The sequence below is a fragment of the Caballeronia sp. LZ028 genome (assembly GCF_031451415.1).
GTDB lineage: Bacteria > Pseudomonadota > Gammaproteobacteria > Burkholderiales > Burkholderiaceae > Caballeronia > Caballeronia zhejiangensis.
Genome location: NZ_JARUXN010000003.1, coordinates 771,870 through 798,504 on the forward strand (window position 1 = coordinate 771,870; position 26,635 = coordinate 798,504).

Annotated in this window: 25 protein-coding genes and 1 pseudogene; 12 read left to right on the forward strand and 14 right to left on the reverse strand. The window is 63.5% G+C overall.

The genetic code is table 11. From position 1 onward, the window contains the following. Positions 1-36: 36 nt before the first annotated feature. Genes QCE58_RS20700 through deoC form a run of 7 tightly spaced genes read right to left on the reverse strand, consistent with a single transcriptional unit; the run spans position 37 to position 8,598 of the window. Positions 37-1,557 carry a sugar ABC transporter ATP-binding protein gene (locus tag QCE58_RS20700; RefSeq protein WP_250521949.1) on the reverse strand — a complete coding sequence of 507 codons (1,521 nt, stop codon included), beginning with the start codon at positions 1,555-1,557 and terminating at the stop codon, positions 37-39. Between the two features lie 47 nt (positions 1,558-1,604). Beyond that, positions 1,605-2,609: a substrate-binding domain-containing protein gene (locus QCE58_RS20705; protein ID WP_250436582.1), complete on the reverse strand. Its 1,005-nt coding sequence runs from the start codon at positions 2,607-2,609 to the stop codon at positions 1,605-1,607. Positions 2,610-2,661: 52 nt separating this feature from the next. Beyond that, positions 2,662-3,705 carry an ABC transporter permease gene (locus QCE58_RS20710; RefSeq protein WP_008348180.1) on the reverse strand — a complete coding sequence of 348 codons (1,044 nt, stop codon included), beginning with the start codon at positions 3,703-3,705 and terminating at the stop codon, positions 2,662-2,664. After that, positions 3,702-4,634: a ribokinase gene (rbsK, locus tag QCE58_RS20715; protein WP_250521950.1), complete on the reverse strand. Its 933-nt coding sequence runs from the start codon at positions 4,632-4,634 to the stop codon at positions 3,702-3,704. Before rbsK ends, QCE58_RS20710 begins: the two co-directional genes overlap by 4 nt. Continuing rightward, positions 4,631-5,113 (reverse strand): RbsD/FucU family protein, encoded by a 483-nt coding sequence (locus tag QCE58_RS20720; RefSeq protein WP_008348185.1) that lies wholly within the window; start codon positions 5,111-5,113, stop codon positions 4,631-4,633. Before QCE58_RS20720 ends, rbsK begins: the two co-directional genes overlap by 4 nt. Before the next feature lie 60 nt (positions 5,114-5,173). Beyond that, entirely contained in the window at positions 5,174-7,564 is a 2,391-nt protein-coding gene (locus QCE58_RS20725; protein WP_008348187.1) for an aldehyde dehydrogenase family protein, read from the reverse strand. Positions 7,565-7,590: 26 nt separating this feature from the next. Then, entirely contained in the window at positions 7,591-8,598 is a 1,008-nt protein-coding gene (gene deoC, locus QCE58_RS20730; protein ID WP_250436587.1) for a deoxyribose-phosphate aldolase, read from the reverse strand. Between the two features lie 290 nt (positions 8,599-8,888). On the opposite strand from deoC, the gene QCE58_RS20735 reads away from it, so the two are divergent. The 11 genes from QCE58_RS20735 to QCE58_RS20785 all read left to right on the forward strand — a co-directional run bounded on the left by QCE58_RS20735 (position 8,889) and on the right by QCE58_RS20785 (position 18,881). Next, the gene (locus QCE58_RS20735) at positions 8,889-10,106 is read left to right on the forward strand and encodes an ABC transporter substrate-binding protein (protein ID WP_175980990.1); all 1,218 of its coding nucleotides are present in this window, start codon (positions 8,889-8,891) and stop codon (positions 10,104-10,106) included. 83 nt (positions 10,107-10,189) lie between these two features. After that, entirely contained in the window at positions 10,190-11,062 is an 873-nt protein-coding gene (locus QCE58_RS20740; protein WP_250521951.1) for a branched-chain amino acid ABC transporter permease, read from the forward strand. Positions 11,063-11,080: 18 nt separating this feature from the next. Beyond that, the gene (locus QCE58_RS20745) at positions 11,081-12,865 is read left to right on the forward strand and encodes a branched-chain amino acid ABC transporter ATP-binding protein/permease (protein ID WP_250521952.1); all 1,785 of its coding nucleotides are present in this window, start codon (positions 11,081-11,083) and stop codon (positions 12,863-12,865) included. Beyond that, on the forward strand, positions 12,849-13,553 hold the full coding sequence (locus tag QCE58_RS20750; protein ID WP_008348196.1) for an ABC transporter ATP-binding protein: 705 nt from the start codon (positions 12,849-12,851) through the stop codon (positions 13,551-13,553). The genes QCE58_RS20745 and QCE58_RS20750 overlap by 17 nt, the downstream gene beginning before the upstream one ends. Before the next feature lie 48 nt (positions 13,554-13,601). Then, on the forward strand, positions 13,602-14,138 hold the full coding sequence (locus QCE58_RS20755; protein WP_008348198.1) for a 2,4'-dihydroxyacetophenone dioxygenase family protein: 537 nt from the start codon (positions 13,602-13,604) through the stop codon (positions 14,136-14,138). Further along, positions 14,135-15,154, forward strand: a complete 1,020-nt coding sequence (locus QCE58_RS20760) for an NAD(P)H-quinone oxidoreductase (protein ID WP_175980994.1) — start codon at positions 14,135-14,137, stop codon at positions 15,152-15,154. Before QCE58_RS20755 ends, QCE58_RS20760 begins: the two co-directional genes overlap by 4 nt. A gap of 1 nt (position 15,155) precedes the next feature. After that, positions 15,156-15,917: an SDR family NAD(P)-dependent oxidoreductase gene (locus QCE58_RS20765; protein ID WP_239294834.1), complete on the forward strand. Its 762-nt coding sequence runs from the start codon at positions 15,156-15,158 to the stop codon at positions 15,915-15,917. Beyond that, a complete protein-coding gene (locus QCE58_RS20770; RefSeq protein WP_250521953.1) occupies positions 15,914-17,017 on the forward strand; it encodes a glycerol dehydrogenase in 1,104 nt (367 codons plus the stop codon). Before QCE58_RS20765 ends, QCE58_RS20770 begins: the two co-directional genes overlap by 4 nt. Further along, positions 17,014-18,030: a LacI family DNA-binding transcriptional regulator gene (locus QCE58_RS20775; RefSeq protein WP_033536211.1), complete on the forward strand. Its 1,017-nt coding sequence runs from the start codon at positions 17,014-17,016 to the stop codon at positions 18,028-18,030. The genes QCE58_RS20770 and QCE58_RS20775 overlap by 4 nt, the downstream gene beginning before the upstream one ends. Before the next feature lie 99 nt (positions 18,031-18,129). Continuing rightward, a complete protein-coding gene (locus tag QCE58_RS20780) occupies positions 18,130-18,672 on the forward strand; it encodes a hemerythrin domain-containing protein (RefSeq protein ID WP_250521954.1) in 543 nt (180 codons plus the stop codon). 29 nt (positions 18,673-18,701) lie between these two features. Then, positions 18,702-18,881, forward strand: a complete 180-nt coding sequence (locus tag QCE58_RS20785) for a hypothetical protein (RefSeq protein WP_250457387.1) — start codon at positions 18,702-18,704, stop codon at positions 18,879-18,881. 21 nt (positions 18,882-18,902) lie between these two features. Here QCE58_RS20785 and QCE58_RS20790 read toward each other — a convergent pair whose 3' ends face one another. The 4 genes from QCE58_RS20790 to QCE58_RS20805 form a co-directional block, all read right to left on the reverse strand. Further along, positions 18,903-19,208 (reverse strand): hypothetical protein, encoded by a 306-nt coding sequence (locus QCE58_RS20790; protein WP_008348212.1) that lies wholly within the window; start codon positions 19,206-19,208, stop codon positions 18,903-18,905. Next, positions 19,205-19,579, reverse strand: a complete 375-nt coding sequence (locus tag QCE58_RS20795; protein ID WP_008348214.1) for a phage holin family protein — start codon at positions 19,577-19,579, stop codon at positions 19,205-19,207. The genes QCE58_RS20790 and QCE58_RS20795 overlap by 4 nt, the downstream gene beginning before the upstream one ends. A gap of 81 nt (positions 19,580-19,660) precedes the next feature. Next, a complete protein-coding gene (locus QCE58_RS20800; RefSeq protein ID WP_008348216.1) occupies positions 19,661-20,206 on the reverse strand; it encodes a low affinity iron permease family protein in 546 nt (181 codons plus the stop codon). Between the two features lie 181 nt (positions 20,207-20,387). Then, positions 20,388-20,828 (reverse strand): DUF3597 domain-containing protein, encoded by a 441-nt coding sequence (locus tag QCE58_RS20805; protein WP_034470889.1) that lies wholly within the window; start codon positions 20,826-20,828, stop codon positions 20,388-20,390. A 174-nt stretch (positions 20,829-21,002) separates the two neighbouring features. Here QCE58_RS20805 and QCE58_RS20810 point away from each other — a divergent pair, with 174 nt between their 5' ends. Further along, entirely contained in the window at positions 21,003-21,587 is a 585-nt protein-coding gene (locus QCE58_RS20810; RefSeq protein WP_250441004.1) for a hemerythrin domain-containing protein, read from the forward strand. 1 nt (position 21,588) lies between these two features. Here QCE58_RS20810 and QCE58_RS20815 read toward each other — a convergent pair whose 3' ends face one another. From QCE58_RS20815 to QCE58_RS20825, 3 genes and pseudogenes are all read right to left on the reverse strand, one after another. Next, positions 21,589-23,907, reverse strand: a complete 2,319-nt coding sequence (locus QCE58_RS20815) for an FdhF/YdeP family oxidoreductase (protein WP_250521955.1) — start codon at positions 23,905-23,907, stop codon at positions 21,589-21,591. 107 nt (positions 23,908-24,014) lie between these two features. Next, a pseudogene (locus QCE58_RS20820) lies at positions 24,015-25,247 on the reverse strand (phosphatidylserine decarboxylase family protein). A 55-nt stretch (positions 25,248-25,302) separates the two neighbouring features. Then, a complete protein-coding gene (locus tag QCE58_RS20825) occupies positions 25,303-26,619 on the reverse strand; it encodes an MFS transporter (RefSeq protein WP_250436614.1) in 1,317 nt (438 codons plus the stop codon). Between the last annotated feature and the right edge of the window lie 16 nt (positions 26,620-26,635).

Below are 26,635 nucleotides of genomic sequence, written 5' to 3' on the forward strand. Positions count from 1 at the left end.
TCTCGCTTCCCGTGCGGCGGATGGATTCGCTCATGCTCATGCTGCCTCTGAAAGTAGCGCGTGATAAAGATCGGCCTCGTTCAAGCGGTCCGCGCGATATTCGTTCGCGACGCGGCCTTTCTTCATCATCAGAATACGGTCGCAGTTCTGCAGCAGTTCGGGCAGGTCGTCGCTGATCAATATGATGCCGATGCCCTCCTTCGACAGCCGCTGCATGATGCGATAAATGATGTCCTTCGATCCCACATCGACGCCCACGGTCGGACCATGCAGGATCAGCACGCGCGGATCGATCGCGAGCCAGCGGCCGATCAGCACGCGCTGCTGGTTGCCGCCCGAAAGCGATTGCACCGGCTTGTCGACATCGGGCGTCGCGATCTGCAAGTCCTTCACGGTGCGCTCGGCAAGCTCTTGCGCACGCTTGCGATCGATCTGACCGAAGCGGTCACGCAGGCTCGCGATCATCGCGGTGACGACGTTGTCGCGAATCGGCTTGTCGAGAAAAAGTCCTTCGTTCAGGCGGTCTTCGGGCACATAGCCGATACGTTGCGCCTTCGCATCCGCGGGCGAATGCAGACGCACGCGCATGCCGTCGAGCGTCACCATGCCCGTATCCGCAGGCGCGACGCCCGCAAGCGCACGCGCAAGTTCGTTGCGGCCCGAATCGAGCAGACCTGTCACGCCGAGAATCTCGCCCTTGTGCAGCTTGAACGACACATCGGCGAACTGGCCCTTGCGGCCGAGACCTTGCACGTCGAGCACGATCTGCGACGCGCCTCCGTCACCTTCCGCGCGATAGCGTTCCGTCGACAGATGCTTGCCCGTCATGAGCTCGCTGATCTGCGCCTTCGTATAGTTTTCGATCGGACCTTGCGCCATCTTCTGGCCGTCGCGTAGCACGATCACTTCGCCGCCGATCGCATAGCACTCGTCGAGCTTGTGACTCACGAACAGCACGGCGACGCCATCCGCGCGCAAACGCGCAAGCACGGCGATGAGGTTATCGACTTCTTTCTGCGTGAGCGATGTCGTCGGCTCGTCCATGATGACGAACTTCGCTTCGCTCGCAATGGCGCGCGCGATCGCAACGAGCTGGCGCGTCGCGAGCGGCAGTTGCTCGATGAGCGTCTTCTGGAAATCCGCGTCGCCCGGCAGTCCGACGGCTTCTAGCGCACGCGCGGCGGTTTGTGCGAGCGCTTTGCGATCGAACGTGCGCGCGAGCTTGCCCGCATGTTCCGCGAGTTCGGATGTCAGCGCGACGTTCTCCGCGACGCTCATGTTCGGCAGCAGCGACAAGTCCTGATAAACGGTTTCGATGCCCGCCGAAAGCGATTCGAGCGGCGAAAGCTTCTTGTGACGCGCGCCTTCGATCACGAGCTCGCCTTCATCGGGCGGTTGCGCGCCCGAGATGATCTTGATGAGCGTGCTCTTGCCGCAACCGTTCTCGCCGAGCAAGTGATAGATCTGGCCGCGCTCGAACGAGAGGCTTACGCCACGCAGCGCATAGACGCCGGTGAAACGTTTATGGATATCGACGACTTCGAGGAGCGGTGTCATATCGTGTAGTCGAGCGAGGCACACCGCAGTGCGCCTCGCGAATGGCATCAGAAGTTGTATTGCTTGTAGTTCGACTTGTCGACATCGACCCAGCCGGTGCCGCGCACGATCACGCCCTTGCCCGGGCCCTTCGTGACCGTCACCTTGTTATAGCCGGTGATGCCGAGGTCTGCGCCGTTCTGCACTTCCTTGCCGTCGACGAGCATCTGCGCGACCTTGTTCATCGCGAGACCGGCGAGCTTCGGATCCCAGAACGCGATGCCGTTGATCGCGCCGCTTTCGAGGAACTTGGCCGCTTCGGTCGGCAAGCCGGTGCCGTACACGCAGATCTTCCCGACCTTGCCGGCCTCTTCGACCGCGCGGCCGATACCGATGACGTCGAGCGACGACGAACCCTGGAAGCCCGTCAGATCCGGATGCTTGCGCAGCACTTCCTTCGCGACCTGATACGCGCGCTCGCCATCGTTGTTCGTTTCGAGCTTCGGTTCGACCAGATCCATCTTCGGATACTTGGCCTTCGCATTGCCGATGCCGCCATCGGCCCATTGCACCTGCGAGCGCGAGCCGAGCGAGCCGACCAGCACGGCCCACTTGCCCTGATTGTTCATGCACTTCGCGAGACGCTCGTTCAGGCCCGCGCCGTATGCGGTGTTGTCGAAGGCTTCGATGTCGACCATCGTGTTCTTCGCGTTGTCCGCTTCATGCGTGACAACCTTGATGCCCCGATCCATCGCTTTCTTGAGGGCGGGTTCGAGCGTCGGCGGATCGTAGGGCACTACCGCAATTGCCGTGACCTTCTTCGCGATCAGATCCTCGATGATCTTGAGTTGCTGCGCGGCGTCGGCGCGGCCCGGACCCGTCTGATATGCGTTGATGTTCGGATTCTCCTTGCCGAACTCCTTCACGCCTTCGTCCATGCGATTGAACCAGTTGATGCCGGTCACTTTCACGACCGTCACGATGGTTTCGTTGGTCGCGGCCTGCGCCGCTGCGATCGCGCCCGCCGCGAGTGCGATCGCGGTGAGTGCGGTGCCCAGTTTGCTCAGCTTCATTGCGTTGTCTCCTTTATCTATCCATTGGTCTCTTTGAACATCACACGCAACACTAACGTCCGGTCGATGCGGGCGGCGGTGGAACATTGCTCTTGGGCGCGGCTCCGCCGATGCCGAAGATCGCGCGCACGCGATCGCCGCCCGCGAATGCAAGCGATGCGAGCAGCAGGAAGCCCCACGCGCAATCGCCGAAAAACTGCGATACGCCGAGCAGATTGAAGAGGCTCGACAGAAATTGCAACACGGTCGCGGCGAGAAACACGCAGACGATGCGTCCATAACCGCCCGCCGGATTCACGCCGCCCATCACCGCGATCAGGATCGCGATCAGCAGATACGAATTGCCGTAGTCCCACTTCGCGCTCGACGTATGCGTCGCGCTGATGAGACCCGCGAGCGAGGCGAGCACGCCGCACATGCCATACGTGAGAATCAGCATGCGCGCGCGCGGAATGCCCGCGTAGAACGCGGCCTTCGGGTTCGTGCCCATCAGATAGAGACGCAGGCCGAACGGCGTACGCTTCAGAATCCAGCCGAGCAGCAGAACCGCGGCGATGAAGATCCACAGTGAAATGGGCACTTGCAGGAAGGTGCCGTTGCCGATGTTCGACAGCGGATCGACGTATTCCACGCGCACGGATGCGCCGTTGCTCAACACCACCGCGATGCCGGTGAAGAGCAACTGCGTGCCGAGCGTGCAGAGAATCGGCGTGAGCTTCAGCTTCGCGATGACGACGCCATTGAGCAAGCCGCCGAGCGCACCCATCACCATGACGATGCATACGAATACCGCGGTATAGAGCGCGGGCGAATCGTCGGCGGAGACCATATGCGGCAGCATCATCGCGGCGACCATGCCGGAGAGATTCGCAAGGCCCACGCCCGACAGATCGATGCCGCCGTTGCCCGACACCATCGACAGCATGATGCCGAGCGCAAGCAGGCCGAGCTCGGGCAACTGGCCGCCCATCGACTGAAGATTGTCGATGTCGAGGAACTGGCCGTGGGACATCCACGTTGCGACGATCACCACGAGCACGTTCACGCCGATCAGAAAGTTGAACTGGCGATCCGCGAGCCACTTCGACGCTTTCATTGCGTGACGCTCCTTTCCGCTAGCAGCGCGTTGATTTCATCGAGACGCGGCATCGACGGCGCGGTGCCCGGACGCGTCACCGAAATGCTCGCGAGCGCGCAGCCGAAGCGCACTGCATCCACAGGGCTTTCGCCGCGTGCGAGGGCCGCCGCGAAGCCGCCGGTGAAGCCATCGCCCGCGCCCGCCGTCTCGACGACGCGGCCGCATTCGAAAGCAGGCACGAGCGTCGATTCGTTCGACGTATGCAAGAGCGCGCCCGCTTCGCCGAGCGTGACGATCACGGCGCGTGCGCCTTTTTGGAGCAGTACGTTCGCGGCGCGGCGTGCGTCGTCCGCCGAAGCGATCTCGATGCCGGTGAGCGCCTGCGCTTCGGTTTCGTTCGGCGTGACGTAGTCGCAAAGCGGATAGATATCGTCCGTCAGCGGCAAGGCGGGCGCGGGATTGAACACCGTCGTCACGCCATGTTTGCGCGCGAGTTCGAGTCCACGGCGCGCGGCCGGAATCGGTTGTTCGAGCTGCGTGACGAAGACGCCGGCACGCGCGATATCGTCTTCGATCGCATCGACGTCTTCGGGCGCGAGCGTGCCCGCAGCGCCCGCCGCGACGATGATCGCATTGCCGCCCGTGTTCTCATCGACATAGATATGCGCGGCGCCCGTCGCGACATCGTTCATTACCGTTGCGCGCGATGTGATGCCTTCGGCGCTCCATGTCGCCTGCGCGATATCGCCGAACGCATCCGCGCCGATGCGGGTGCAGAAGATCACGTCCGCGCCCGCGCGTGCGGCGGCCACCGCCTGATTCGAGCCCTTGCCGCCCGGTCCCATCTGGAACGCGGAACCCGCGACCGTTTCGCCGAGCAGCGGCATGCGTTGCGCGCGAAACGCGAGGTCCGTCACATAGATGCCGAGAATGACGACGCTTTTCATCGCGTGCCTCCGTGCGCGGCTTCGGGCGCATCCGGCGCGAGTTGCACGCCCTTCTTGAAGATGAAGCAGCCATAGCCGCGCGCTTCGCCCGTCGCGATCACGCAATATGCGTTCTTCGCGCGCTCGTAGAACGCGAAGCGTTCGACCGGCGCGAAGGGCAGCGCGCGGCCTTCGGCATCGTCCACTTCGCGTTGCGCTTCGCGTTGCACGGCGGGCAAGGTAGTTGCATCGCCAACTATCTCCATGCGGCCCGCGGGATCGTCGACGAACGTATCGAGCGGCAGCACCGACAACACGGCGCGCACCGCACGCGGCGCGCTCACGCCGTCCATGCGCAGCACGCGGCCGAGCACCGTTTTACGCGCGACAGAGTCAGCGGGGAAATGGGCATCGCAGATCACCACTTCGTCGCCGTGGCCCATCGCGGCAAGCGCGTACAGGATATCGGCGTTCAAGAGCGGATCGATGTTCTTCAGCACAGCGTCTCCTCCATGCATGAGCGCGTTCCGTATCGGAATCGCGCCGAGTCAATTCCTTGATCAGTCTCCGTACGGCACCCAGATGTTCTTCACTTGCACCGCCTGTCGAAGGAAAGGCAGCCCTTCGCTTGCGGCATCGTGCCAGTCGAACACGCGGCCCTGATCGACGAACGTGCGCTTCAGATTGCCGATCGACTCGCGCTCCACCATCGCCGATAGCGCCGCGCCGTGGAAGCACCAGAGCGCATCGACGTCATCGTGTTGCGCGAGCGTTTGAGCGAGCGAACGCGCATCGCCGGTGACGATGTTCAGCGCGCCGCCCGGCACATCCGATGTCTCGACGACCTGATAGAAGTCCGTCGCCATCAGCGGACACGTCTCGCTCGGCACGACGACCACGCGATTGCCCAGCGCGAGCGCGGGCGCGACGAGCGACACGAACCCGAGCAACGGCGCTTCATCGGGACACACGATGCCGATCACGCCCAGCGCTTCGTGCATCGCCAGCGCGACGCCATGCAGCGGGGGCGCATGCACGGCGCCGTCGTACTTGTCGGCCCAAGCGGCATACGTGAAGAACCGCGCGATCGATGCATCGACTTCGCGCTTCGCATCGCGCTCGCTCGAACCGGCGCGCGTGACGAGCTGCTTCGCGAATTCATCGGCGCGTGCGCTCAGGTTTTCCGCGAGGTAGTACAGCACTTGCGCGCGGTTGTGCGCGCTCGCCGACGACCATTTCGTCATGCCGCGCGCGGCCGCGACCGCATTGCGTATGTCCTTGCGATTGCCTTCGCCCACTTCGCCGACGATCTCACCGGCGGGCGAATGCACGAGCCGCGAATAACCGCTGTCGGGCCGCGCCTGCTTGCCGGCGATGAAGAGCTTCGCCGTGCGATCGAGCGCACTCACATTGCCCGCATCGACGAGCGAATCCGGTTGCGCCTGCAACGATTTCGTTTCGCCGCGAACCGGAAGCTTGGCCCATGCGCGCGGCTTCAGGTATTCGTAGATGCCCTCGCGTCCGCCTTCGCGTCCGAAGCCCGACTCGCGATATCCGCCGAAGCCGACCGCCGCATCGAAGAGATTGGTCGCGTTGATCCACACGACGCCGCATTGCAGGCGCGGCGCGACGTCGAGCGCGCGGCTGATGTTCTCGCTCCACACGCTCGCGGCAAGGCCGTAGCGCGTGTTATTTGCGAGCGCAACGGCTTCTTCCGGCGTGCGGAAGCTCATCGTCACGAGCACGGGCCCGAAGATCTCTTCCTGCGCGAGCGTCGATGCGGGCGCGACGTTGGTGACGAGCGTCGGCGGAAAGAATGCACCGCTCTCGGGCAACGTGGCACGCGGCGATCGATAGACTTCGCAGCCTTCGCGCTCGCCCTTGTCGACGAGCGCGCGAATGCGTTCGAGCTGAATGTCGTCGACGACCGCGCTCATGTCGATGCCCTTATCCAGCGACGTGCCGACGCGCAGCGTATCCATGCGGCGCTTCAGCTTCTCGACGAAGCGCGCTTCGATGCCTTCCTGCACGAGCAGACGCGAGCCCGCGCAACACACTTGTCCCTGATTGAACCAGATCGCATCGACGACACCTTCGACGGCGCTGTCGATATCGGCATCGTCGAACACGATGAACGGCGACTTGCCGCCGAGTTCGAGCGTGAGCGACTTGCCCGAACCCGCCGTGCTCGCGCGGATCTGACGGCCCACTTCGGTCGATCCCGTGAATGCGATCTTCGCGACGCGTTGATGTTCGACGAGCGCCGCGCCCGTGCTGCCATCGCCGGTGACGATGTTGAGCACGCCCTTCGGCAAGCCCGCGCGATGCGCCAATTCAGCGAACAGCAACGCCGTCAACGACGTGAATTCCGCGGGCTTCAGCACGACGGTATTGCCGAGCGCGAGCGCCGGCGCGATCTTCCACGCGAGCATCAGCAGCGGGAAATTCCACGGCACGATCTGGCCGATCACGCCGAGCGGCGCCCAGTCCGCGAACTCCTTGTCCTGCAGTTGCGCCCATCCCGCGTGATGCAGAAAATGCCTTGCTACAAGGGGTATATCGATATCGCGCGACTCGCGGATCGGCTTGCCGTTGTCGAGCGATTCGAGCACGGCGAAGAGACGGCTGTGCCGCTGCACCATGCGCGAAAGCGCATAGAGATGACGCGCGCGCCCCGCTCCGCCGATGGCTTGCCAGCCTTCGAGCGCATCGTGCGCGGCTTGCACAGCGGCATCGACATCCGCTCCCGTGCCTTGCGCGATCGATGCGAGCACGCGGCCGGTCGCGGGTTCTCGTGAGTCGAAGCGCGCGGCGTCGTCGCTGTCGCGCCATGCGCCGTTGATGAAGTGACCGAAGCGCCCGTCATGCTGATCGAGCCATGCGCGCGCGGCGCGATCGTCTTCCGGTGCGGGTCCATATTCCATCGAAGAGAAGTATTCGGCAACGCTCATGAGGCTGTTTAGTGAAGTCTGTTGGATCAGGCGACGGGATGGCGATTGAACGACGAATAACGTCCGCTCACATGGTGTTCGAGTTGGCGTTCGATATCCGCGAGCAGGCTCGATGCGCCGATGCGAAACAGATCCGCTTCTAGCCATTCGCGCCCGAGCTCTTCCTTCATGAGGATCTGATACTCGAGCACCGACTTCGCAGTCGACACGCCGCCCGCCGGCTTGAAGCCGATCATGACGCCCGTGCGCGCGAGATAGTCGCGGATCATCCGCACCATCACGAGCGACACGTCGAGCGTCGCGTTGACGCTTTCCTTGCCCGTCGATGTCTTGATGAAATCGGCGCCGGCCATCATGCAGATCATCGATGCCTTCGCGACATTCGACAGCGTGCGGATATCGCCGGTCGCGAGAATCGCCTTGACGTGCGCGTCGCCGCATGCCGCGCGGAAATCGCGCATCTCGTCGTAGAGCGCTTTCCAGTTACCCGTCAGCACATGCTCGCGCGTGACGACGATATCGATCTCGGACGCGCCATCTCTCACCGATGCCTCGATCTCGCGCAACTTCAGTTCGTGCGGATTGAGGCCAGCGGGAAAGCCCGTCGATACGGCCGCGACCGGAATGCCGCTGCCCTCGAGCGCGTTCACTGCCGTCCTGACGTAACGGTGATAGACGCACACCGCGCCGGTCTTGATCGACAGAGGCGGCATGCCGAGCGCGTCGAGCAGATCGTCGCGCAATGGACGGCGCGCCTTCGCACAGAGACGTTCGACGCGGCCATGCGTGTCGTCGCCGGAAAGCGTCGTGAGATCGATGCAGGTGATGGCCTTGAGCAGCCACGCCGCCTGCGCGTCTTTCTTGACCGCGCGGCGCGTGCCGAGCGTCGACGCGCGGCGCGTCACCGCCGACTGATTCACGCGCAGGCCGTCGAGCCAGGCGAGATCGAACGGCACGCCGGGATTGCGCGCGCTGGCGTGAACCTGGGCCTTGCCGGGCCACGCGACGATGGACTTCGATGCAGTTTCCAGCATGAGATCGGTATGCCGGCGTCTTGTGCGACGCACAACAGTTTTTGATAGATTGATCTCAGTTTATAGCATTCTTGTTAGGATCGTGACATAGGGAAAGTTCGGAGACGACCGCGCCGAGTCTCACTCTTCCGTGCAAACCCTCGGTTGACGTCTTTGCGTTCATCGACGCAAACTTGAAGCGCTTCAAATCCAATCGATCAACCCAAACAGAGCAAATTCGGCAACGCGACCGAACTTTCTTGCTTTCGATTTGAAGCGCTTCAATTTCGAACGATACAAGGAGACACCGCATGTCCTCGCACTTTCCCCGCACTGTCCTGCGCGCGCTCGCCGCCGCGTGCGTCGCAGCATCGAGTCTCACTGCCGCGCACGCCGCCGACATCAAGATCGGCGCGCTCTTCCCCTTCAGCGGCGGACTCGCGCTGCTCGGCGACGAAAGCTATCGCGGCGTGCAACTCGCCGTCGACGAGCGCAACGCGGCGGGCGGCATCAACGGCGAGAAAGTGGTGCTCGTCAAGGCCGATGCCGTCGATGCCAATCAGGCCGTCGGCGAAGCGCGGCGTCTGACGTCGGTGGAAAACGTGTCGGCGGTGTTCGGAAGTTATTCGTCGGCGGTGTCGTCGGCGGCGACGCAAGTGACCGAGCTCGCGGGCGTGCCGTTCTTCGAACTCGGCGCGACGGCGGACACCATCACGAGCCGCGGCTTCAAGTATCTGTATCGCAGCAACTCGACCACGAAGACCTTCGCGGACGGCACGCTCGAAGCGCTGACCAAGGTCGTCGCGCCGCAACTCAAGGCGGATCCGAAGACGCTGAAGATCGCGATCATCGCGGAAGACGGGCCGTACGGCACGCTCGTCTCCGGCTTTCAGAAGGAAGGCGCGAAGAAGCTCGGTCTGAACGTCGTGCAGGTGCTGCCGTATTCGGCGAAGAGCGTCGATCTGTCGTCGCTGATTCTGCGTCTGAAGGGCGCGGACGTCGATATCGTGCTGCAGACCTCGTATCAGAACGACTCGATCCTGTTCTTCCGCCAGGCCGCGCAGGCCGGCTTCAAGCCGAAGGCGGTCATCGGCGCGGGCGGCGGCTACTCGCTGTCGGATACGGCCAAGGCCGTCGGCGCGCAAATGAACGGCGTGTACGACATCGACTTCCCGCAAGTCGCGATGAACGAGAAAGGCGCACCCGGCCTCGAAACATTCACCGCCGAATATCAGAAGCACTTCGGCATGGCGCCGCGATCGGGCCATAGCCTCGTGAACTATGTCGGCGCGAAAGCGTTCCTCGATGTGCTCGCCAACGCGAAATCCACCGACAAGGACAAGATCCGCGCCGCCGTGCTCGCCTACAAGAAGCCGACGGGCACGACCGCCGCTGGCTGGGGCTTCCAGTTCGCCGACAACGGCCAGAACCAGCTCGCGACCACCAACGTGATGCAGTGGCAAGGCGGCAAGCTCGTCACCGTCTATCCGGAAGCGGTCGCGATCGCGAAGCCCGTCGCGGCGCAGTAAAACCGCCGCTGTCGACCCGCATTTCTCTTTCACTCGAACCGTGCGGCGCGTGACACGCGCTGCGCGGTGTCCAGGAAACGAGCATGTCCATTCTTCTGCAACTTCTGGTCAACGGCCTGTTGCTGGGCGGCGCGTACGCGATCATCAGCATCGGCCTCACGCTGATCTTCGGCGTCGTGCGCGTGGTCAACTTCGCGCACGGCGAGCTGCTGATGGTCGGCATGTACGCCGTCTGGCTGCTCGCCGCGAAGCTCGGCTGGCATCCGTATGTGTCGGCGGTGCCGGTCGCGCTGCTGCTCTTCGCATTCGGCGTGCTGATCCAGCGCTTCATCATCCAGCCGCTGCTTTCCGCCGACGCGCACATTCAGATTTTCGCGACCGTCGGCGTGTCGACCGCGCTCGTGAATCTCGCGCTGATGATCTTCGGCGCGGACGTGCATCCCGTCGATGTGAGCTTCGGCACCGAGCATCTGCAGTTCGGCGACATCAACATCGTGAGCGGGCAAGTGATCACGTTTGCCGCCGCGCTCGCGGTCGCGGGCGGGCTGCATCTGTTCCTGCAACGCACCTACACCGGTCGCGCGTTTCGCGCGGTGGCGCAACATCGCTACGCGGCCTCGCTGATGGGCGTCAACGTGAAGACGACGTACGTGCTCGCGTTCGGCATCGGCGCGGCGCTGGTCGGGCTCGCGTCGGGCTTGCTGGTCGCGCAGTATCCGGTGTTCCCGACCGTCGGCCAGTACTTCGTGCTGACCGCGTTCGTCATCGTCGTGCTGGGCGGTCTCGGCAGCTTGCCGGGCGCGCTCGTCGGCTCGATCGTGATCGGGCTCATCGACAGTCTCGCGGGCTACTACATCTCGCCCGACATGAAGGAAGTCGTCTACTTCGCGATCTTCCTCGTGATTCTCGTGGTGCGCCCGACCGGTCTCTTCGGTCTCGGACGCGGCTCCGAATAACGTTCAGCGAGGCATTCGATGTTTCCCAATCTCCTGCATCCGCGCGGCTACATGGGCGCGCTGGCGCTCGTCGCGCTGCTCGCCGTGCCGTTCGCGCTGCAATCGCCGTTCGCGTTTCACCTGGCCGTGCTCGTGTGCATCTTCGGCGCGCTCGCGACGGCGTGGAATATCGTCGGCGGATTCGCCGGACAGTTGTCGCTCGGACACGCGGTGTTCTACGGCATCGGCTCGTACGCGGCGACGCTGCTCGTCATCAACTTCGGCATCACGCCGTGGCTCGGCATGTTCGCGGGCGCGGTGAGCTCGGCGATGGCGGCGATCGTCATCGCGTATCCGACGCTGCGTCTGCGCGGACCGTTCTTCGCGCTCGCCACGATCGCGTTCCTCGAAGTGTGCCGCCTGCTCACGGTGCACGAGGAAAGCTGGACGGGCGGCTCGGCGGGCCTGAACGTGCCGCTCAACATCGGCCTGCAATGGATGGTGTTCCGCGAAAAGTGGGCGTATCTGCTGATCGCGTTCGGCTTTCTTCTGGTGACGTTGTGGGCCGCGTGGCTCATCCGCCGCTCGCGCTTCGGCTTCTATCTGATCGCCGTGCGCGAACGTGAAGATGCGGCGCGCGCGGTCGGCGTGAACGCGGTGAAGGTGAAGATCGGCGCGGCGGTGATCTCGGCGGTGCTGACGAGTCTCATCGGCTCTTTCCACGCGATGTATCTCACCTTCATCGATCCGTCCGCGGCGTTCTCGCTGGAACTGTCGGTGCAGATCGCGATGTTCGCGCTGATCGGCGGACTCGGCAGCGTCGCCGGGCCGCTCGCGGGCACCGTCCTCGTGCTGCCGATCGCCGAGCTTGCGCGCGGCTGGCTCAGCTCGTTCGGCAGCGGCACGCACGGCTTCGTCTACGGTGTCGTGTTGGTGCTCGTCGTGCTGTTCATTCCGCGCGGACTCGTCGGGCATCTGGGCGGCTTCGTGCTGCGCTTCATCGACCGTCTGCCCGGCGCGCGCACGCCGCCGCCCGCACCGGCGAAGTCGATCGCGCCCGCCGATGCGTTGCCGCTCGGCACGCCGCTGCTCGTCGCGGAGCATCTGAAGAAGCGCTTCGGCGGACTCGTCGCGACCGACGATGTTTCCCTCACGCTGCACGCCGGCGAGATTCTCGGTGTGATCGGCCCGAACGGCGCGGGCAAGACGACGGTCTTCAATCAGCTTTCGGGCTTCATCCGGCCGAACGAAGGCATCGTGAAGATTCGCCTCGCCGATGGCACCTGGGCCGAACCGCGCACGCCCGATGCGTTCGCGAAGGACGGCGTCGGCCGTACTTTCCAGATCGCGCAGCCGTTCGCGGGTCTCTCGGTGCTGGAGAACATCATGCTCGGCGCGTTCATGCATACGCGGGTCCGCGTCGAAGCGGAATCGATCGCACGCGAAGTCGCGGAGATCACCGATCTCACGTCCTTGCTCGATACCGAAGCGCGCAGTCTCACGGTCGGCGGCATGAAGCGTCTCGAAGTGGCGCGCGCGCTCGCCACGCGCCCGCGCGCGCTTCTGCTCGACGAAGTGATGGCCGGTCTCAATCCCGCCGACATCGCGCGCGCGATCAACATGGTGCGGCGCATCCGCGATTCAGGAATCGCCGTGCTGATGATCGAGCACATGATGCAGGCGACGATGGCGCTGTCGGACCGCATCATCGTCATCAATGCCGGGCGCATGCTGAAGGAAGGCAAGCCGTCCGATGTCGTCAACGATCCTGAGGTGATTCAGGCCTATCTCGGCAAGGGGTATCTCGATGCTCAAGCTGCATAACGTCTCGGCCGGCTACGGCAAGAGCGAAGTTCTGCGCGGCGTCTCGCTCGATGTGCAGGAAGGCGAGATCGTCACGCTCGTCGGCGCGAACGGCGCGGGCAAGACCACGACGCTGAAGACGCTATGCGGAATCGTCGCGGCGCGCGGCGGCAGCATCACGTTTCAGGGACAGGAACTCGTCGGCAAGTCCTCGCACGACATCGTCGCGATGGGCGTCACGATGATTCCCGAAGGCCGTCAGCTCTTCCCGTTCCTGAGCGTCGAAGAGAACCTGCTGATGGGCGCGTTTCGTCACGCCGCACGAAGCGCGCGGCGCGAACGCATGGACGAAGTGCTCGAACTCTTTCCGCGCGTGCGCGAGCGTCTCACGCAACTTGCCGGATCGCTATCGGGCGGCGAGCAGCAGATGGTCGCCATCGCGCGCGGCATGATGTCCGCGCCGAAGCTCCTGATCTTCGACGAACCGTCGCTCGGTCTTTCGCCCTTGCTCGTCGAGCAGATGTTCGAAGTCGTCGGCACGGTCGCGGCGCGCGGCGTGACGGTGCTGCTCGTCGAACAGAACGTGTTCCACACGCTCAAGCTCGCGAACCGCGGATACGTGCTCGAAAACGGCGCCATCGCGCTTTCCGGAACGGGCGCAGAATTACTCGATAGTCCCCACGTGCGGCGCGCCTATCTCGGTCATTGATTCAGCGAACCGGCGCATCGCATCCAGAAACCACGGAGATTAAAACTCATGCAAACCGAAGTGAAACCCGACGAACAAGTCATCGCCTATCAGTTGCCGCAAGTGCCGTACATGTCGAAGGATCTCGTGCACGGCGGCGTCATGACCGACTGGCTCGAAGACGACAACCTGTGGGTGCCCGCGACCGAAACCGTGTCGTTCAAGCCGCTCATTCTCAACGCGAGCCAGGGCTATTACGTGAATCTGCTGCGCGTGCGCCGCAGCGGCGTGATCTCGCGGCATCGTCATAGCGGCGCCGTTCATGCGATGGTGCTCAAGGGCCGCTGGTACTACCTCGAACACGACTGGGTCGCGGAGCAAGGCGGCTATGCGTTCGAGCCCGCGGGCGAAACGCACACGCTCTTCGTGCCCGAAGACGTGCCCGAGATGATTACCTGGTTCCATGTCACGGGCGGCTATACCTATGTCGATCCGCAAGGCGTCGCGCAGGGTTACGAAGACGTCTTCACGAAGATCGAGGCGGCGCGCCGGCACTATGCGTCGATCGGTCTGCCCGCCGATTACATCGAATCCATCATCCGATGAACGCCATGACATCCACTCTTCCCGCATCGATGCAATACGTCGACCACGGCGCGGGCGGCGCGCCCGACTGCATGCGGCTCGCGCAGGGACCCCTGCCCTCGCCCGGCCCGAACGACGTGCTGATCGAAGTCGCCTACGCAGGCGTGAACCGACCCGACGTGCTGCAACGCTCGGGTTCGTATCCGCCGCCGCCGGGCGCATCGCCGCATCTGGGACTCGAGGTGTCGGGGCGCATCGTCGCGACGGGCGCGGAGGTCACGCAATGGCGCGCCGGCGATGAAGTCTGCGCGCTCGTGCCCGGCGGCGGCTACGCGCAATACTGCATCACGGATGCATCGCATTGTCTGCCGCTGCCCAAAGGTTTCACGCTGCTGCAGGCCGCGGCCTTGCCCGAAACGTACTTCACCGTCTGGACCAACGTGTTCGAGCGCGGCCGCCTGCAGGCGGGCGAAACGTTTCTCGTGCACGGCGGATCGAGCGGCATCGGACTGACGGCGATCCAGCTCGCGCACGCATTCGGCGCGCGCGTCGTCACGACCGTCGGCAATGCGGAAAAAGCGCAGGCCTGTCGCGAAGCGGGCGCGGATCATACGATCAACTATCGCGACGAAGATTTCGTCGATGCCATCGCGAAGCTCACCGATGGAAAAGGCGTCGACATCATCCTCGACATGGTCGGCGGCGACTACATCGCGCGCAATATCCGCGCGCTCGCGCTCGAAGGCCGGCTCGTGCAGATCGCGTTTCTCGAAGGCAGCCGCATCGAACTGGATGCCATGCCGATCATGCTGCGCCGTCTCACCTTTACCGGATCGACTCTGCGCGCGCGCAGCATCGAACAGAAAGCGGCGATCGCGAAAGCGCTGCACGCGCACGTCTGGCCGCTGCTCGAAGCGGGCCGCGCGCTGCCCGTGATTCATCGCGTGCTGCCGCTCGCCGACGTCGCGGCCGCGCACGCGCTGATGGAATCGAGCAGGCATATCGGCAAAATCATGCTAAAAGTGGGAGACCAATAACGTGCGGCACGACAAGCGTGTGGTCCTGGTGACGGGTGGCAGCGGCGGCATCGGCGAGGCGCTCGTCGAGCGCTATGCGCGCGATGGCGCGGCCGTCGGCATCGTCGATGTCAACGAAGAAACAGGCGCGGCGCTCGCAAGACGTCTCGCCGATGCGGGCCTGCGCGTGCATTTCGCCCATGCCGACGTCGGCGATTTCGCCGCGTGCGAAGCCGCGTGCCGTGCGATCGAGGCCGCGCTCGGTCCGGTCGATACGCTCGTCAACAACGCGGGCATTTCGCCGAAACACGCGGGCAAGCCGATGCCCGTCTGGCAGATGTCGCCCGACGAATGGCGCCGCGTGATGGACGTGAACGTGAACAGCGTCTTCAACTTCTGCCGCATTCTTGCGCCGGGCATGGTGGAGCGGCGCTTCGGACGCATCGTGTCGATGTCGTCGGTGGCGGGCAAGGCGTACCTCGACATCGTCGCCGCGCATTACAGCACGACGAAAGCCGCGCTGATCGGCATGACGCGGCATCTCGCGGGGGAGCTCGGGCCGCACGGCATCACGGTGAACGCGATCGCGCCGGGGCGCATCGATACGCCGCTCGTTCGCGGCGTCGCGCGGGAGGCCAACGAAAAGGTCGCGCAAGAAACGCCGTTGCGGCGGCTGGGCGCGCCCGACGAAGTGGCATCGACGTGCCTGTTCCTCACATCCGATGAAGCCGCGTTCGTCACCGGCCAGGTGATCGACGTGGCCGGCGGATGGCTGATGACATGACGACGCACGCGCCGTTGAGAACCATCGGCTTTCCGGGGCGATACACGCAAGGGCCGGGCGCGTTGTCCGCGCTCGGATCGACGCTCGCGGAACTCGGCGCGCGACGCGCGTTCGTGCTCGTCGATGGCGCGGTCATCGATCGCGTGTCGGCGCAAGTCACGCGATCGATCGAAGACGCGCACATCGTCACGTTTCCCGGCGAATGCACGGCCGCGGTCATCGCGAAGCTGAGCAACGATGCGCGCGAACTCAACGCGGATGCCGTCGTGGTTATCGGCGGCGGCAAGACGATCGACTCGGCGAAAGGCGTCGCCCGGGCGCTGAACGTGCCGATCGTGATCGCGCCGTCCGCCGCTTCGAGCGATGCGCCGACGAGCCGCCTCATCATCCTGTACGACGACGCGCATCGCGTCGCGGGCATCGACATGTTGCCGCGCAATCCGGACGCGGTGATCGTCGATACCGCGCTGATCGCCGCCGCGCCCGCGCGTCTCTTCGCGGCCGGCATCGGCGATGCGCTCAGCAAGAAGTACGAAGCCGCGCAATGCCAACGCGCCGATGGCCTGAACTCGTACGGCACGCCGCCGCTGCCGGGCGCGCTGCTGCTCACGCGCGCGACGCTCGCGATCCTGCTCGAAGACGGCGCGCGCGCCTACGCCGACATCCGGCGCGGCGAACTCACCGATGCCGTCGAACGCGTGATCGAAGCGACCGTGCTGTTGAGCGGCGTCGGCTTCGAGAGCGGCGGCCTGTCGCTCGCGCATGCGCTGATCCGCGGACTCACGGCGATTCCCGCGATGGCCTCGATGATGCACGGCGAACTGGTCGCCTTCGGCACGCTTGTACAATTGTTCGTCGAAGATACATCGCCCGAAGAGATCGAACCGTTGGCCACGCTCATGACCGCAACCGGATTGCCGCTCACGCTCGCAGAACTGGGGCAGCACGCCCCGCTTACATCGGCACAGCAAACGCTCATCGCAAACGCCACGCTCGCCACGCGCTATAGCCGGCACATGTCGCCGCCGCTGACGGCTGCGCGGCTGATCGAAGGCATCGCCCGCGCCGATGCCTATGGACGCGCGCGCAGCCCATCATGAAACCCACGCGCGCTACGCTCGCGGATGTCGCGCGGCTGGCGGGCGTCTCGCTCGGCAGCGCGTCGCGCGCCTTGTCCGTGCCGGATCAGGTCAAGCCGCAAACGCTCGCCAATGTGCAGCGCGCGGTCGAACAGCTCGGCTACGTGCGCAACGGCGCGGCGCAGGCGCTTGCCTCGCGCAAGACGCGCACGGTCGCGGCCATCTATCCCACGCTCAACAATCCCATTTACGCCGATTCGATTCAGGCGCTTCAGCAGACGTTATGGGGTTATGGGTATCAGTTGCTGATCGCGAGTCACGAATACAAACCGGCGCGCGAACTCGAATTGCTCCGTGCGATTCTGGAACGCGGCGTCGACGGGCTCGTGCTCGTCGGCACCGATCATCCGCCTGAAGTTTTCGAACTCACGCGCCTGTACGCGTTGCCTTATGTTCTGACGTGGTCGGTGGATGAAACGCAGTATCCGCATTGCGTGGGTTTTTCCAATTTCGACGCGGCTTACCGGCTGGCGAAACGCATCGTCGGATTCGGGCATCGGCATGTCGCGATGTGCGGCGGCTCGACCTTCGGCAACGAACGCGTGCGCGCACGGCAGGCCGGCACGCGCGCCGCGCTCAGGGAAGCGGGATTGGATCTGAGACCCGAATGGATCGTCGAAGCGCCGTTCACCTTTGAAGGCGGCAGGCAGGCGCTGCGCGAACTGTGGGACGGCGAAGCGCGGCCCAGCGTGGTCATCTGCGGCACCGATCTACAGGCAATCGGTCTGCTGGACGAATGCCGCGCGAAGGGCATTCGGGTTCCCGACGATCTTTCGGTAACGGGCTTCGACGATATCGAACAGGCGCGGCTCACCCAGCCGCCGCTCACGACGGTACGCGTTCCGTCGCTGGAGATCGGCACGCGCGCCGCGCGGCATCTCATGGCGCTGATCGACGGCAAGGACGGCGACAACGAGCTCGTGCTCGATGCGCCCGTCGTGGAACGCGGCACGCTGGCCAAACCCGCGGCCTGAACGCATCGTTCCGATTTTTGGTTTCATCGCCCGCGATGCGTCGTAGGCCCGCTCTTTGCTCGTCATCGTGACACCCCACATTCCGAAAAGGAGTTCACGATGCCGCGCCAACCCTCCACCCAGCCGACGACCACCGCCCCGTCCGGCACCGCCCGCAGCCAGGACGCGATTCAGGTGCTGACCGACGATCATCGCGCCGTGCAAAAGCTGTTCGACGCGTTCGAGAAAGCGGAGAAAGACGATCTCGACGCGAAAGCCACGCTCGTGCGCCGCGCCTGCGAAGAACTGACGGTTCACGCGATGATCGAAGAAGAGTTGTTGTACCCGGCCGCGCAGGAAGCGCTGGACGAAGACGACCGGCCCGATGTCGAAGAGGCTTACGTCGAGCACTATCTCGTCAAGGTGCTGATCGAGAAGTTCACGCAGCTGAAGCCGTCCGACAAGGGTTTCGACGCCACGTTCAAGGTGCTGTCCGAAATGGTGAATCACCATATCGAAGAAGAAGAATCGGAACTGTTTCCGAAATTGCGCAAGTCCGGAGCCGATCTGGAGGCGCTCGGCAGCAAGCTGATGCAGCGCAAGGAACAGCTCGAAGCGAAAATCCCGAAGGACGCAGGCGATAACACGATGCGCCTGCATTGACGCTCTTGAGCGCGCACCGGAGCCGAATCATGAAAAACCCCTGGGCGAAGAAGAACCCTTTCCTCAGCATGTGGCTTTCCGGTGCGAACGCGGTCATCGGGGCGACGCGCGGCCGCGCGACTGCGCAAGCGAAACGGCAAGCGTCGACTCTCTTGACGGCCGCGCTCACGCCGCCGCGCAAGCCGAAGAAGCGGCGCGCGCGGCGTTGAACACCATTCATCCGCGAACGATCATTCGCGCAGCGCGTTGAGCAGATCGCCGAACGCCCGGTGAGTCGACGCGCTCAATCCCGCGCCGACCGCCGTCTGCACCGTGCGACGCAAGCCAAGAATCGCGACACCCACCAGCGCGAGCGCGATGAGTTCCGCATTGGGCGTGCGCAGAAACCATGGCGCGGGACGGGCACTCGCCGGCAGTGCGCGGCGCGGCGCACGCGCGATTCGCATCGGTTCGTCGGCCATATGCGCGGCGATCAGCTCCGCGCGCGATTCCGCCATGCGCGCGAGCACGACGCTCTGAGCTTCGGCGTGCTTCATTGCGTCGCCTCCTTGATGGCATCGACGTCGCGGCGCAACTCGCTGCGCAGCAACTGGAACGGCTCGGCCGGCTTGCGCGACATCATCACGATGACCGCGATCACCGCAACCGCGAGCCACGCAGCCGCGACGCACCACGCCGTCAGCACGAGATGCGGCGTGCCGACAGCCGTCACGATCACCGCGATCGATACGAACGACAGCGTGAACAGCGCGCCGATCGCGAGCGCGACGAGCGCGACGACTTCATGCAGCACGCGCTTCTTGGTTTCAGCGAGTTCGATCGGAATCAACTCGCCGTAGTCGACGAGGCGTCTCGTGCAGAAATGGCCGACCCTGCGCCAGTTGGCGATTTTTCTCTGAATTGTCATCGTTACTTCTCCGGCGAGTTTTTGTCGAAACGGAGTGTTACCGATGACCAACAGCAGTGTGCATGCCAGCGCAACGCAACTTCATCGTGTCCGCTTGGCCGCGGTCTTGGCGTGAGCGCGCGCGAGACGCCGCGCGATGTCGGCGGCCGCGCCGTCGTCGGTCCGCGCCGGAGCTTCGCCGCCCTGCTTTTCCGATGCGAGTTGCAAATAAGCGGCGGCCAGCTTGCGCAGTTCTTCCTCCGTTGCATCTTCGATACCGATCAGCTGATTGCTCGCCGTGCGATGCGACGCGAGCAACTCGTTGAGCTTCAGATGCATCGCCACGCTGTCCTTGTTCGCGCTCTGCTGGATCAGGAACACCATCAGAAACGTGATGATGGTCGTGCCCGTGTTGATGACGAGTTGCCACCCGTCCGAAAACTTGAATAGCGGTCCGGATATCAGCCAGACCACGATGCAAATGACCGCCAGCCCGAACGCGACCGGCGAGCCGGCCCATCTCGTGACTGCGCTTGCGAAAGCATCGAACGCGCGAGTGACGGGATGTGCGTTCGCATAGGCCGGGCTGGACGTGTTGGGCACCGTGTCCAGCGGCGCCGCGTCGGAAATCTGGTCTCTGTCGTTCATGTTTCTCCCCTGCATACTGCAAAAGAAAGGTTCGAGCTACCGTGCCTTTCGATGGACGCGTCGTGCCTTCCCGGAAATGCGTCGTCCGTATCGTTTTTTTCTTGTTGTTTCGACCGTCTGGCGGACGACGCACGCTTCGACCTGCCATCGCGCGCGTCTTCCGTCTGATGAAAAGCGTCGCTTACTTGAGTTCGTCGGGCACCTTGCCGCCGTTTTCCGCGAGCTTCTGCATGACCTGCTTATGAAGCCAGATATTCATTGCAGCGGAATCTTCCGTGTTGCCCGAGTAGTGCAGTTCCGCAGCCAGTTCCTTGCGCGCGGACAGGCTGCTGTCCAGACCGAGCAGCTTCATCAGATCGACGATCGACGTGCGCCAGTTGAGCTGCTCGCCGTGATTCGCCTGCATCTTCGTCAGCACGGCCTCGACGTCCACTTCCTGCATCGGCGCGGCGGCTTGTGCGGCCGGTTGTGCGGGCGTGGACGCGGCGGTGGACGTCGTCGGCGCGGCGGCAGCGCCTCCGGCCGGCGCTGCGGCCTGACCCGCAGCCGTGCCCGTGCCGGTGCTCGCCGGTGCGCTGTCGTGGTGGAAGATCTTGTTCAGGATATTGGAAAAAATACTCATGGCCCCTCCTTCAGAAGTGAGTTCACGAACGATGCAAGTCCCGTGCCGCTACCGCCGCGCATGCGATGCGGAATAACGCTTGCTGATCGCATGTCGTGCCGGAGCGAGCACGATAACGCGTCTTTCCCCACCACCACAGCAGAGCTGCAAAGCCGCCAAGGAGTCACCGTGGATATGCCTTCCTGTTCCCCTTCCATCACGACGATGATCCGCATGGATCACACGCATGTCATGGCGGCGTTTCATCGCTATCACGCGGAGACATCGTGGTGGAGAAAGCGCGCGATCGTCGAGCTTGCGTGTACTGCACTTGAAATTCACGCGCAACTGGAGGAAGAAATCTTTTATCCCGCGTTGAGCGAGGCAATGGCAGGCGACGAGCATCTCGCCAAAAGCAAGCCCGAGCACGACCAGATGCGCGAAGACATCGCGAAGCTGCGCGCGATGGGTCCGCAGGACGCCGCCTACGACGCGCGTTTCATGCAGCTCATGCGTGAAGTGATGCATCACGTCGCCGATGAGGAAACCGTCTTGCTGCCCACTGCCGAACGCGCGCTCGCTTCGCAGTTGTCGGAACTTGGTGCGCGCATGACAAAGCGCCGCATGCAACTCGTCGCACAGAGTCGTCCGTCTGCGATTGCGGCGAATACGTTCGGAACGTTTCCGCTCGCATCACTCGCCGTGATGTCCCTTGGCGCGCTTGCGATCGCGCATTGCTTGCGGCCCGCTTCCGCGCGCCGCATCCGTCGATCTGCATGATTCAGTGTTCGCGCGGCGCGCCGTTGACTTCGACGATGAACACCGGAATCGACTTCGCGCCGGGCACCTTGCTTTCCTTCGCGCAATGCCATAGCGGGAGCAACGGATTGCACTCGGGGTAATAACCCGCGATGCATCCTTCCGGTATGTCATACGGATGTATGCGCAGACCCGCCACACGCCGATCGAAACCATCATCGGCAATGGTGCGCAGCGTGATGCGGTCATCTTTCTTGAGGCCGTGTCGCGCCATGTCGGCTTCGCACATGAAGATCACCATGCGATCGCCCTTGACGCCGCGAAAGCGATCGTCGTGGCTATAGATCGTCGTGTTGAACTGACTGTCGCTGCGCAGCGTCATGAGGCGCAGCGAATCGGGTTCGCGTTCGGGCATGTCCGGGTCTTCGCCGAGCGTTTCCGGCACGAAGAATTCCGCCTTGCCGCTCTTCGTCTGCCACTTGCGTTCGCGCGCGGGCAGAGCGCGAGGAAAACCGCCGGGCGTCCACATTCTTTCGTTGAAGTCGTGAAAGCTCTCGGGATACGTCTTCGCGATTTCATCGCGTACCAGCGCATAGTCGTTGCGCCAGCGATCCCAGTCGATGGTCGATCGCTCGCCGAGCGTATGCTTCGCCAGTTCCGCGACGATATACGGCTCCGAGCGCGCATCCGGCGACGCGGGCTCCGCGACGCCGCGCGAACCGTGAATGCAGCCGGTGCTGTCTTCCATCGTGACAGCCTGCGCGCCGCTCGCTTGCGTATCGATCTCAATGCGGCTCAGACACGGCAGAATGTACGACTTCTCGCCATGCACGAGATGACTGCGATTGAGCTTTGTCGCGACATTGACGGTGAGCTTCAGACCGCGCCACGCCGGTTCGATGCGCATGCGGTCGGGCACCGAACGCACGAGGTTGCCGCCAAGATTGATGATCGCGCTGACCTTGCCATCGAGCATGGCTTCGAACGCTTCGACGATATTCATGCCCTTCTCGCGCGGCGGCTCGAAACCGAACTGGCTCGCGAGCTTGTCGAGCGGCGCGAGCTCCGGCTTCTCGGTGATGCCGACCGTGCGCTGCCCCTGCACGTTCGAATGCCCGCGCACCGGCGACGGTCCCGCGCCCGGCTTGCCGACATTGCCGCGCAGAAAGAGCAGATTGCACAGCATGCGTACGTTCTGCACGCCCTGCCTGTGCTGCGTGATGCCCATGCCGTAGTGGGCCATCACTGCGTTCGCGCGCATGTATTCGTCGGCGGCGGCTTCCATGTCAGCGCGCGGCAGTCCCGCCACGCGCTCGATATCGTCCCACGATGCAGCGCGCACGTAATTCGCGAAGGCTTCGAAGCCCACGGTATGCGTTTCGATGAAATCGACATCGAGCACGCGCGGTTCGTTCGCTTCCTTCGCGCGGTCGTCGGCGTGAATGACGGCCTTGCAGATGCCGAGCAACGCAGCGGTATCGCCGCCCGTTTTCAGCTGATGATATTGCGTGCTGATGAGCGTATGCGCGGGCGTCATCATCTCGACGGGCGACTGCGGGTTGGCGAACTTCAGCAGTCCCGGCTCGCGCAGCGGATTGAACGTGATGATCGGCACGCCGCGCTTTCTTGCTTCCTGCAGCTGATGCAGCATGCGCGGGCTGTTGGTCCCGACGTTCTGTCCGAGGAAGAACATGAGGTCGGTCTTCTCGAAGTCCTCGAGCCTGACGGTGCCGACGCCCACGCCGATCGCTTCCTTCAGTCCGACGCTCGTGCTTTCATGGCACATGTTCGAACTGTCGGGCAGATTGTTGGTGCCGTACATGCGCGCGAAAAGCTGATACATGTACGACGTTTCCAGCGATGCTCTGCCCGATGCATAGAACACGACGCTTTTCGGATCGAGCGCGCGCAGTTCGCGGCCGATGTCCTCGAAGGCTTCCTGCCACGAGACGCTCACGTACTTGTCGGTGGCCGCGTCGTAACGCAGCGGCGCGGTGAGACGACCCGCGTCCTCGAGATCGTGGTCATGCCACGCGCATAGCTGCGTCACCGTATGAAGCTCGAAGAACTGCGGCGTCATGCGCTTCGCCGTCAGATCCCATGCGGTTGCTTTCGCGCCGCTTTCACAGAACTCGAAGGTGTGCGGATCGGCGGGCTTGGCCCACGAACAGCTCACGCACGCGAAGCCTTCGGGCTTGTTCTGCTTCATGAGCACGGTGCTCGCCTTGAGCGGCACCTTCTCGTGAACGAGCGCGCCGGTGACGGCTTTGAGCGAACCCCATCCGCCCGACGAATAGGGATAAGCGTCGTTCTTGCGAACGGCATTGTCTGATTCGGCCATGTCTTTGCCTCGCGCGTTGTGCGTTTATTTGCATGTATTTGCCTGATGCGCGAGCAATTGCCGTTCCTTTCTGATTGCTTAAGCGAACGCAGTTCCCTGGCCGCAATTCAGCGCGCCGTGCAAAGATGCGCGTTGACCTGCACGGGCGGCGCATCGTCATCGAATGGCTTCTGCCGCTCGAAGCTTTCGATCACGCCGGGCCTGAAGACGAGGCAATACGTGGAACCTCCGTATTGGAAGTAGCCGAGCTCTTCGCCCTTGCGCACGCGCTGGCCCGGCAACGCCTCGATCATGCATGACGACACTTCCGCCATGCCGACGAACACGCACGCAACCTCGCCGATGTCCGGATCGTCGCAATCGATGACGATGACCGCGCGCGCCGCGACCGCAGTGATATAGCCTTGCGAATCGTTGAGGCTGCCGGGATCTTCGCCTTCCGAGTCGGCATCCGAGAAGTAGGTGCCGTCGACGAGATATGCCTTCACGATCGTGCCGCTCACCGGCGCATGCCAGCGATGATAGAAAAACGCGCTTAGAAAGGCCTGATACACCGTGCCACCGACGAATCGCTTCGCGAGTTCCGCTTCTTTCGCCGTGAACATGTCCATCAGCGAATAAGGCTGCGACTTGATCCAGAACGAGTCTTCCAGTTGCACATCGTCCTGGACGTTATAGGGCGAAGCCTCGCACGCACTGACGATGATCTTGGCGTTATCCGGCTCTGCAACAGGCCGCGCGCCAGGCTTGAATTCGCGCGTGAAGAAATGATTCCACGACGCGAAGCCCCAATACGGCTTATGCGGATCGCAGAGAAACTGGTGCAGTCCGATCTTGCTATCGGCCTCTTTGCTGAACCAGCCATCGGGCGCGTCGGTGTTCAGATGCGTGCGCGAATACGGTCCGCTGAGAAAGCCGGACCACACGTTCAGCACGCGCTTCAGATACGCGTTGAATGCGGGATCGCGAAAGAGCGCATAGCCCGACGGCATGACCATCGGCCAGTCGAGCAATGCGTTGATGGGGCAATGGATCAGGCTCGATTCGCTGAACGGCGGCGCGTACGTCAGCATCGCATCGAGCAATACGATGAATTCGTCGATGCTCGCATAACCGAGCTTGAATCCGGCTTCATGCGCCTGACGGATCGCGCGCGTGAAGTCCATGCGCACGACCGGATCGTCGTGGATGAAAGCCGCCATCTCTTCGATGACGCTGTTGCGTTTCGTTCTGCCCGCGCGCTGCCGGGCTTACTCGGCGAATGTCTCGCGAAAGCGCGCGATCGCCTGCTCTTCACGCGGGAGCCATTCGCCCAGTCTGTGGCGCTGATTCGTCGCCATTGTCGTCTCCGATCGATGTACCGATCGAAGACGGCCAGCAGTTTGTATGCCTCCCTTACTTCTGCACGCCCGGCCGCAGCGCCGCGACGTCGCGCCCTTCGCGAGGCGTCATGCGAGCGAGGAACACGACGCCCGCAGCGAGAATCGACATCACGGCGAGGCCTGTCAGGCCGCCCTGAATCGAACCCGTCTTTTGCTCGAGAAAGCCGAAGGTGGCCGGCGCGACGAAGCCGCCCAGATTGCCGATCGAATTGATCAGCGCAAGCACGGGCGCGGCGATGCGCGCATCGAGATAGCCTTGCGGAATCGGCCAGAACAGCGACGATGCAGCCTTGAACCCGATAGCGGCAAAGCAGATTGCAACGAACGAGAACACCGGACTGCCCTGGCCCGCTGCGTACATGCCGGCGGCCGCGATGAGCAACACGCACGCGACCCATGCCTGCTGAAACTTAAAGCGCGCCGCGAGCGCCGCGAACAGATACATCGCGACGATGGAAATGAGCCACGGAATCGAGTTGAACAATCCGACCTGGAAATCGTTCAGGTGCCCCATCTTGCGGATGATGCTCGGCAGCCAGAACGTCGCGCCATAGATCGTCAGCGACACCGAGAAATAGATCAGGCAGAAGATCAGGATCTGCGGATCGCGCATCAGGCTCCACGACGACGGCGTCTTCACATGCGCGGCGTCGCGGCGGCGCTGCTCGTCTTCGATCTCCGTGACGATCGCGTCCTGCTCGGCGCGCGTGAGCCACTTTGCATCGCGCGGCTTCGAATCGAGCCAGAACCAGACGAAGCCGGCGAGCACGACCGACGCCATGCCTTCGATGATGAACATCCACTGCCAGCCGCGCAGGCCCGCGCCTTCGATCAGCATCAGACCGCCCGAGATCGGGCCGGAGAACACGGAAGCGAGCGCGGAACCGCTCAGGAAGACGGCCATCGCCTTGCCGCGTTCATCGCGCGGCAGCCATTGCGTGAAATAGAACACGACGCCCGGAAAGAAGCCCGCTTCGGCCGCGCCGAGCAAGAGACGCATCGCATAGAACGAGGTCTCGCCCTGCACGAAGGCCATGCCCACGGCCGCGAGTCCCCACGTAATCATGATGCGCGTGAGCCACGCTTTCGCGCCGAAGCGCTGCATCAGCATGTTCGACGGCACTTCGAACACGGCATAGCTCACGAAGAACAGGCCCGCGCCGAGGCCATAAGCGGCCGCGCCGATGCCGAGGTCCGCGCTCAAATGCTGACGCACGAATCCGATGTTCACCCGGTCGATGTAATTGACGATGAACATCACGACGAAAAGCGGCAGCACATGCCACTTGATCTTGCGAACGGCGCTCGACAGCGCGCTGGAACTGCTCATGAGGGTGTCTCCTTGA

Excerpts from the sequence above, each read along its gene's own strand:
- QCE58_RS20710 (WP_008348180.1), bottom strand. The coding sequence starts at position 3,705 with ATGAAAGCGTCGAAGTGGCTCGCGGATCGCCAGTTCAACTTTCTGATC.
- QCE58_RS20745 (WP_250521952.1), top strand. The coding sequence starts at position 11,081 with ATGTTTCCCAATCTCCTGCATCCGCGCGGCTACATGGGCGCGCTGGCG.
- QCE58_RS20815 (WP_250521955.1), bottom strand. The coding sequence starts at position 23,907 with ATGGCCGAATCAGACAATGCCGTTCGCAAGAACGACGCTTATCCCTAT.
- QCE58_RS20700 (WP_250521949.1), bottom strand. The coding sequence starts at position 1,557 with ATGACACCGCTCCTCGAAGTCGTCGATATCCATAAACGTTTCACCGGC.
- rbsK (WP_250521950.1), bottom strand. The coding sequence starts at position 4,634 with ATGAAAAGCGTCGTCATTCTCGGCATCTATGTGACGGACCTCGCGTTT.
- QCE58_RS20795 (WP_008348214.1), bottom strand. The coding sequence starts at position 19,579 with ATGACAATTCAGAGAAAAATCGCCAACTGGCGCAGGGTCGGCCATTTC.
- QCE58_RS20725 (WP_008348187.1), bottom strand. The coding sequence starts at position 7,564 with ATGAGCGTTGCCGAATACTTCTCTTCGATGGAATATGGACCCGCACCG.
- QCE58_RS20810 (WP_250441004.1), top strand. The coding sequence starts at position 21,003 with ATGCCTTCCTGTTCCCCTTCCATCACGACGATGATCCGCATGGATCAC.
- QCE58_RS20785 (WP_250457387.1), top strand. The coding sequence starts at position 18,702 with ATGAAAAACCCCTGGGCGAAGAAGAACCCTTTCCTCAGCATGTGGCTT.
- QCE58_RS20800 (WP_008348216.1), bottom strand. The coding sequence starts at position 20,206 with ATGAACGACAGAGACCAGATTTCCGACGCGGCGCCGCTGGACACGGTG.
- QCE58_RS20740 (WP_250521951.1), top strand. The coding sequence starts at position 10,190 with ATGTCCATTCTTCTGCAACTTCTGGTCAACGGCCTGTTGCTGGGCGGC.
- QCE58_RS20705 (WP_250436582.1), bottom strand. The coding sequence starts at position 2,609 with ATGAAGCTGAGCAAACTGGGCACCGCACTCACCGCGATCGCACTCGCG.
- QCE58_RS20735 (WP_175980990.1), top strand. The coding sequence starts at position 8,889 with ATGTCCTCGCACTTTCCCCGCACTGTCCTGCGCGCGCTCGCCGCCGCG.
- QCE58_RS20790 (WP_008348212.1), bottom strand. The coding sequence starts at position 19,208 with ATGAAGCACGCCGAAGCTCAGAGCGTCGTGCTCGCGCGCATGGCGGAA.
- QCE58_RS20755 (WP_008348198.1), top strand. The coding sequence starts at position 13,602 with ATGCAAACCGAAGTGAAACCCGACGAACAAGTCATCGCCTATCAGTTG.
- QCE58_RS20825 (WP_250436614.1), bottom strand. The coding sequence starts at position 26,619 with ATGAGCAGTTCCAGCGCGCTGTCGAGCGCCGTTCGCAAGATCAAGTGG.
- QCE58_RS20760 (WP_175980994.1), top strand. The coding sequence starts at position 14,135 with ATGAACGCCATGACATCCACTCTTCCCGCATCGATGCAATACGTCGAC.
- QCE58_RS20775 (WP_033536211.1), top strand. The coding sequence starts at position 17,014 with ATGAAACCCACGCGCGCTACGCTCGCGGATGTCGCGCGGCTGGCGGGC.
- QCE58_RS20750 (WP_008348196.1), top strand. The coding sequence starts at position 12,849 with ATGCTCAAGCTGCATAACGTCTCGGCCGGCTACGGCAAGAGCGAAGTT.
- deoC (WP_250436587.1), bottom strand. The coding sequence starts at position 8,598 with ATGCTGGAAACTGCATCGAAGTCCATCGTCGCGTGGCCCGGCAAGGCC.
- QCE58_RS20780 (WP_250521954.1), top strand. The coding sequence starts at position 18,130 with ATGCCGCGCCAACCCTCCACCCAGCCGACGACCACCGCCCCGTCCGGC.
- QCE58_RS20770 (WP_250521953.1), top strand. The coding sequence starts at position 15,914 with ATGACGACGCACGCGCCGTTGAGAACCATCGGCTTTCCGGGGCGATAC.
- QCE58_RS20805 (WP_034470889.1), bottom strand. The coding sequence starts at position 20,828 with ATGAGTATTTTTTCCAATATCCTGAACAAGATCTTCCACCACGACAGC.